This is a genomic window from Actinocrinis sp. (assembly GCF_035650855.1).
Classification (GTDB): domain Bacteria; phylum Actinomycetota; class Actinomycetes; order Streptomycetales; family Catenulisporaceae; genus Actinocrinis.
Window position 1 is genome coordinate 39,198 of record NZ_DASRGV010000168.1, and the last position, 6,598, is coordinate 45,795.

Sequence of the window (6,598 nt, forward strand, 5' to 3'; positions counted from 1 at the left end):
TCCGCCCGCCTGCGCCGCACCCACGTCGCGCAGCCCGGGCGCGAACGTGAACAGGAGTAGTCCTTGAAAAGGAAGCAATTCGCGGCGCTGGGCGCGGTGGCCGCGGTCGGGATCGCCACCGGCACCACCTTCGCGCTGGCCACGTCGAGCAACGCGGCGACGACCGCGCTGTCGAGCAACTGGTACGCCTCCGCGCCGTACCTCTTCGTCAACGACACCGCCACGCCCGACCCCGGCACCGTCATGGACGCGACCGGGCAGAAGGCCTTCGAGCTCGCCTTCATCCTCGACTCCGGCGGCTGCACCCCGTCCTGGAACGGCACCGACAACGTCTCCGGCGACACCTCCGTCGGCAACCTGATCAACGAGATCCGCGGCAAGGGCGGGGACGTCTCGGTCTCCATCGGCGGCTACGGCGGCACGAAGCTCGGCCAGGACTGCGGCACCCCGGCCGCCACCGCCGCCGCGTACCAGCAGGTGGTCAGCAAGTACTCGATCCACGCGATGGACTTCGACCTGGAAGAGCCGGAGTACGAGAACAGCACGGCGATCGCCAACGAGCTGGGCGCGGCGCAGATCCTGCAGCGCAACAACTCCGGCCTGATCGTCACCGTGACCATGCCGGGCACCACCTCGGGCACCGGTTGGTTCGGCACCCAGCTGCTCGACGAGTCGAAGTCGCTCGGGTTCACCCCGGCCAGCTTCTCGATCATGCCGTTCGACGGCGGGTTCAACGGCGGCTCCTCGCAGACGGCGGCGCTCGACGCCTTCCACAGCCTGCTGGAGACGCACATGGGCTGGGACAGCGCGACGGCCTACGCGCACGAGGGCATCTCGATGATGAACGGCCGCTCGGACACCGGCGAGTACTTCTACCAGTCGGACTTCCAGACCGTGCTGAGCTACGTCGAGAACAACCACCTCGGCAGGTACACCTTCTGGGACGTCAACCGGGACCGGCAGTGCAGCCCGCCGGACAACAACGGCGCCACCTCCAGTTCGTGTAGCAGCGTTTCGCAGGCCAGCTGGGACTTCACCAAGTACACGACGCAGTTCGCCGGCGCGACGCCGCCCACCACCGTTCCGTCCAGCACGCCGAGCTCGAGCCCGACCGGCGGCACCGGCGGCGGGACGTGTTCCGCTCCGGCGTGGGTGTCCACGACCGCGTACAACGGCGGCGCGGTGGTCAGCTACAACGGCCACCAGTGGACCGCGAACTGGTGGACCCAGGGCGACATCCCCGGCAACAACTCCCAGAACGTCTGGACCGACAACGGCGCGTGCAGCGGCGGCGGCAGCCCCTCGCCCTCGAGCAGCCCGAGCACCAGCCCGTCGCCCAGCCCGAGCAGCACCGGCGGCGGTAACGGCGGCCCGCACAAGCACGTGCTGACCGGCTACTGGCAGGACTTCGTCAACGGCGCGACCGTGCAGCGGCTCAGCGACGTGAGCAGCCAGTACGACATCGTCGCGGTGGCCTTCGCCAACGCGACCGGCACGCCCGGCCAGATCTCCTTCGCGGTCGACTCGGGCCTGTCCAGCTCGCTCGGCGGCTACTCCGACGCGCAGTTCCGGGCCGACATCGCGACGCTGCACGGCCGCGGCCAGAAGGTCATCGTCTCGGTCGGCGGCCAGAACGGCGCCATCTCGGTGAGCGACTCCGCCTCGGCGAGCAACTTCGCCAGCAGCGCGGCCTCGATCATCAAGAGCTACGGCTTCGACGGCATCGACATCGACCTGGAGAACGGGGTCAACGCCACCTACATGGGACAGGCGCTGCACTCCCTGGCCAGCCAGAGCGGGCTCGGCTCGGGCTTCATCCTGACCATGGCCCCGCAGACCATCGACATGCAGAGCACCGGGATGGCCTACTTCCAGCTCGCGCTGAACGTCAAGGACATCCTGACCATCGTCAACATGCAGTACTACAACTCCGGCTCGATGAACGGCTGCGACGGCAACGTCTACTCGGAGGGCACCGAGAACTTCCTGGTCGCCCTCGCCTGCATCCAGCTGCAGAACGGCCTGAACCCGAGCCAGGTCGGCCTCGGCGTCCCGGCCTCGACCAGCGCGGCCGGCGGCGGCTTCGTGAGCCCGTCGGTGGTCGACGCGGCACTGGACTGCCTGGCCTCCGGGACGAACTGCGGCAGCTTCAAGCCGTCGACGACCTGGCCCGGTATCGGAGGCGCGATGACCTGGTCGACGAACTGGGACGCCAGCGCGGGCAACCAGATCGCGAACACGGTCGGCACGCACCTGCACTCGATGCCGTAGCGGCCATGAAAAGCGGCGGCCCCGGATGCATTCACGCATCCGGGGCCGCGGTATGAGTTGTCCAGCTGGGAGGGACAGAACACGCGGTCTTACTGAGCGTTGTACACGATGCCGATATTCGACGATCGAACACTCGGACCGAGGTGCACGCAGTACCACTCTCCGCGCCACGAGATCAGCGAGAAGATGCCGAAGGACTTCGCCACACCGTTGATCTGATAAGTCAGCCGAGTGCCGTACAGCCGGTAGTACGAACCCTTGTTGTACTCGACGCCCGGCTTGATCCAGACGGCTTGGCTGGTAGGCACCGACACCTTCACGAACTGCGCCGCGGAGGCGTGCGACCCGAGCAGCTTGTGCGCGGCGTGGATGTCGAGGTCGTACCAGTTGATCAGCCGGTTCTGATAGTCGGCCGAGGCATTGGAGATCGCCTTCACCTGCAGGTACGCGCTCTTCGGGAAGAAGAACGGCAGCGCGATCGAGGGGTTGTCCTGCACGATCGCCTGCCAGAGATCCTTTACCCCGGCTTGGAACATCGGGTCGTCGGGCCGCGGCAGGACGTGCGTCTGCGGCAGCGTGCCGGGATCGACCGATGGCGAGGGGCTCGGGGAAGGCGAGGGGGACGGACTCGGCGCTAGCGGCGAGGGGATCGAGCTGAGCGCGATGTTCACCCCGGTGCCGTCGGTTCCGGGGCCCGAGCTGCCGCCCCCGCAGCCAGCGACAGATAGAACGGCCACCGCCGCACATAGTGCGTAAGGCCATCGGCGCGTTGTACCGGACCTTTGCGCGCCCGTGCACTTGGTCCTACTCATGGGGTGCATCCTTTCAGCCGCACCGATTCTGCACGAACGTGACTGCGGCTGCGTGGGCCACACCTGGTACTTGCATGATGGAGAGATGTTCCCTGACTGGCAGAGCCTGACGGACGCACAGCACGAGCGCTGGGAAGCCGTGCTCGGCACCCTTACCGCCGCCCTCCCCGCGCACGCCGCAGGCGTCGTCATCGACGGCGAACACGCGGCGGCCGTCGCCGACCGGTTCGCGCTCGTGCTGCGCTCGGCCGGACGGCACTGCCTTCGCCTGACCGATCGCACCCCGCTCGCCGACGAGGACGCCTGGCGCGTCGAGGGCACGCCGGCCACCATCGCCCTCGCTGACGGCCCGCGCTGGCGCGAGCATCCGCCGACCGGCCGCTGGGAATTGGCCGTGTGGCTGCGCGCCCCCGGCGACCACGCGGCCAGGCGCGCGGATCCGGACTCCCGCACGAAGCCCGCAGGGGAGGTCGTGCTCGACCTGGGCGATCCGGCCTGGCCGGTGATCCGGCGCGTCTCCGGCGCCGTCGCAGTGCCCGAATACTGGTACGTCGCCGAGAACCAGGCCTTCTTCGCGGTACGCGCGGCCGCGTGGGACACCAAGTTCGGCGACGACCTGCCCGCCTACGCCGCCGCCGTCGCCGAAGCCGCCCCCGCGCTCGGCGGCACCGCGCTCGACCTCGGCTGCGGCACCGGTCGCGCGCTGCCCGCGCTGCGCGCCGCGGTCGGGCCGTCCGGGCGCGTGATCGGCCTCGACGTGACGCGGCAGATGCTCGACGCGGTGCGGTCGAGCGGCCGCGACCGCGACGCCACCGCGCTGCTGCTCGGCGACGCGCAGCGCCTTCCGTTCGCGGCCGGCTCCCTCGACGCCACCTTCGCCGCCGGCCTGCTCAACCACCTCGACGATCTTGCGGCCGGCCTGCGCGAGTTGACCCGGGTCACCAGGCCGGGCGGCCAGCTGATCGTCTTCCACCCGACTGGCCGAGCCGCGCTCGCCGCCCGCCACGGCCGGGTCCTCGGCCCGCACGAACCGCTCGCCGAACACGTGCTCGGCGCCGCGCTGGCAGACGCCGGCTGGAAGCTCGACTACTACGACGACCCGGAGCACCGCTTCCTCGCCATCGCGACGCGCTCGTAACCATCGTCGGCGCCGGCCATGAGCGCTATGATCGCGCCGCGCTCACGCATCGGAGCGAAGAGTCAGGGCCCGGGAGTCAGGAGACTGCTGTGACGGACGCCGGCAGCACCACACAGCCGTCCCGCTTCGACGTGGACGGCGTCGGCCTGGTGTACGAGGACGCCGGCTCCGGCGCGGCCACGCCGCTGGTCTTCATCCACGGCTGGACCGCCAACCGGCACCGCTGGGACCACCAGTTCGAGCACTTCGCCAAGTCCCGGCGGGTGCTGCGGCTGGACCTGCGCGGCCACGGCGAGAGCGACAAGCCGGTCGAGCGCTACAGCATCGACGGGCTCGCCGCGGACGTGCTGCGCCTGCTCGACGACCGCGGCGTCGACCGGTTCATCCCAGTCGGCCACTCGATGGGCGGGATGATCGCGCAGACGCTCGCCCTCGCCCACCCGGAGCGGGTCGAGCGGCTGGTGCTGGTCGACTCGGTCAGTCAGATGGTGTACAGCCGCTCCCGCGGCCTGGTGATGACCCTCTCGAAGAGCGTGCCGTACAACACGTTCGTCGCGATCAACATCCAGCGCGCGTTCAAGCCGGGCTACCCGAAAGAACTGATCAAGCAGTACATCGCCGCCTCCCAGGCCACGCCGAGGCACGTGGTGATGTCCTGCTACGACGCGATGCGCGGCTTCGACGTGCTCGACCGGGTCCGCGAGATCCAGGTCCCGATTCTCATCCTGCACGGCCGGCACGACATCCAGTTCCCGCCGGCCCAGGCCCGGCGCATCGCGGCGAACTGCGCGAACGCGAAGGTCGAGATCATCGACACCGGCCACGAGTGCCCGGTGGAGAACCCGCAGGCGGTGACCGACGCCATCGAGGCCTTCCTCGCCGAGGGCTGAGACGGCGTCAGCCGGGACGGCTGGATGAGGAGCGCTGGATGAGACGGCCGGTCCGGGCAACCTGAAGAAAATCTCCGCGGCGCATTCAACTAATCTTCAGGAATGCGCGTCTCAGAAGTCGTGACGAACACTGACGCCCGCCCGCCGCAGGTCTCCCGCCGCCGCTTCATGGGCGGCGCCGTGGGGCTGGCCGCGCTGGGCTCCTTCGCCGCGGCCTGCCAGGGCGACACGAGCCCGGCCGCCAGCACCTCCGCGGCCAGCCCCAGACCGATCGGGATCCAGACCGGCGGCGCCGACGCGAGCCCGAGCGCCACGGCCGGCGCCGGTCCCGACCCGCAGCTGCTGGCGCAGCGCTACCAGGGCCTCAAACCGTTCGCCCCGGCCCCGGCGCCGCCCGCGGTCAAGCCGATCGCGCTGAGCGTGGACCATCCACAGGTCTTCGCCAAGGTGCCGATCACCGACAAGGTGGTCTTCGTCACGGTCGACGACGGGATCGAGAAGGACCCGGCGTACATCCAGATGGTCAAGGACTTCCAGATCCCGATCACCATCAGCCTCGCCGACACGCTCATCCGCGACGACTACGCCTACTTCGAGAAGCTGTACCAGACCGGCTTCGTCTCCATCCAGAACCACACCGTCAACCACCCGCTCAACATGCCGAGCCTTTCTCCGCAGCGCCAGCTCGACGAGATCGCCGGTCAGCAGCAGAAGCTGCAGAAGGAGTACGGCACGACCCCGTACCTGTTCCGGGCGCCGGGCGGCAACTACAGCAACGCCACGCTCACCGCGGTCAAGCAGGCGGGCCTGCGGGGGATGATGAACTGGAAGGAGTCGATGGAGATCCACGACATGCAGTACCAGACCGCCGCGCACCAGCTGCAGCCCGGCGACATCATCCTGGCCCACTTCCGCGGCCCCGCCCAGCTCAAGGGCGAGACCATGGTGCAGATGATGATCAACCTCTACAAGCACATCCAGGCGCAGGGCTTCACCGTGGCGGACATCACGAAGTACGTGTGACCGGCCGCGAGCGTGTCAGGGCTCGCTGACGGGCTGACCCGCTAAGCGAGGCGCGAGTGCTCGGTCGGGCGCGAGTGCCCTGCCGAATGTGAGCGCCCTGCCGAATCTGAGTGTTCGGTCGAATGTGAGTGCTCCGCCAAGTGCGAGCCCTCATTCACGTGGAAGAGCGCGAACGCACGCCGGATCAACGGCTGCGCGACGTTGCGCACCCGCACGCCGCCGTTCGTCATGCCCTGCTCGGAGCCGGAATGCGCGTGACCGTGCACGGCCAGGTCCGCGCCGCCCTCGTCGATGGCCTGCGCCAGCAGGTAGCTGCCGAGGAACGGGAAGATCTCCGGCGGCTCGCCGGCCAGGGTCTCCGGCACCGGGGAGTAGTGCGTCAGGGCGATGCGAAAGTCGCAGTCCGCTGAGTCGAGCTCGTCGAGCGCCGCGCGCAGCCCGTCGGCGCAGGCGGCCGACCTGCG

6 protein-coding genes and 1 pseudogene are annotated in these 6,598 nt (G+C 69.3%); 5 read left to right on the forward strand and 2 right to left on the reverse strand.

Annotation, left to right across the window (positions count from 1 at the left end; translation table 11 throughout):
* Positions 1-63: 63 nt before the first annotated feature.
* Together VFB40_RS28560 and VFB40_RS28565 are read left to right on the forward strand one after the other, a co-directional pair.
* Positions 64-1,284, forward strand: a pseudogene (locus VFB40_RS28560) (carbohydrate-binding protein); the annotation flags it as partial.
* A 99-nt stretch (positions 1,285-1,383) separates the two neighbouring features.
* Positions 1,384-2,271 carry a chitinase gene (locus VFB40_RS28565; protein WP_349261460.1) on the forward strand — a complete coding sequence of 296 codons (888 nt, stop codon included), beginning with the start codon at positions 1,384-1,386 and terminating at the stop codon, positions 2,269-2,271.
* Positions 2,272-2,360: 89 nt separating this feature from the next.
* On the opposite strand, the gene VFB40_RS12845 is transcribed toward VFB40_RS28565, so the two are convergent.
* Complete coding sequence (locus VFB40_RS12845; RefSeq protein ID WP_324850276.1) at positions 2,361-3,008, reverse strand: hypothetical protein; 648 nt, start codon at positions 3,006-3,008, stop codon at positions 2,361-2,363.
* 160 nt (positions 3,009-3,168) lie between these two features.
* On the opposite strand from VFB40_RS12845, the gene VFB40_RS12850 reads away from it, so the two are divergent.
* From VFB40_RS12850 to VFB40_RS12860, 3 genes are all read left to right on the forward strand, one after another.
* Complete coding sequence (locus VFB40_RS12850) at positions 3,169-4,221, forward strand: methyltransferase domain-containing protein (protein ID WP_324850278.1); 1,053 nt, start codon at positions 3,169-3,171, stop codon at positions 4,219-4,221.
* 89 nt (positions 4,222-4,310) lie between these two features.
* Positions 4,311-5,111, forward strand: coding sequence for an alpha/beta fold hydrolase (locus tag VFB40_RS12855; protein ID WP_324850280.1), 801 nt, complete (start codon positions 4,311-4,313; stop codon positions 5,109-5,111).
* 102 nt (positions 5,112-5,213) lie between these two features.
* A complete protein-coding gene (locus VFB40_RS12860) occupies positions 5,214-6,134 on the forward strand; it encodes a polysaccharide deacetylase family protein (protein WP_324850281.1) in 921 nt (306 codons plus the stop codon).
* A 41-nt stretch (positions 6,135-6,175) separates the two neighbouring features.
* Here VFB40_RS12860 and VFB40_RS12865 read toward each other — a convergent pair.
* Positions 6,176-6,598 (reverse strand): metallophosphoesterase family protein (locus VFB40_RS12865; protein ID WP_324850282.1); only part of this gene is annotated, 423 nt, incomplete at its 5' end.

Coding starts and splice junctions, on each gene's coding strand:
- VFB40_RS12850 (WP_324850278.1), top strand. CDS start 3,169: ATGTTCCCTGACTGGCAGAGCCTGACGGACGCACAGCACGAGCGCTGG.
- VFB40_RS12860 (WP_324850281.1), top strand. CDS start 5,214: ATGCGCGTCTCAGAAGTCGTGACGAACACTGACGCCCGCCCGCCGCAG.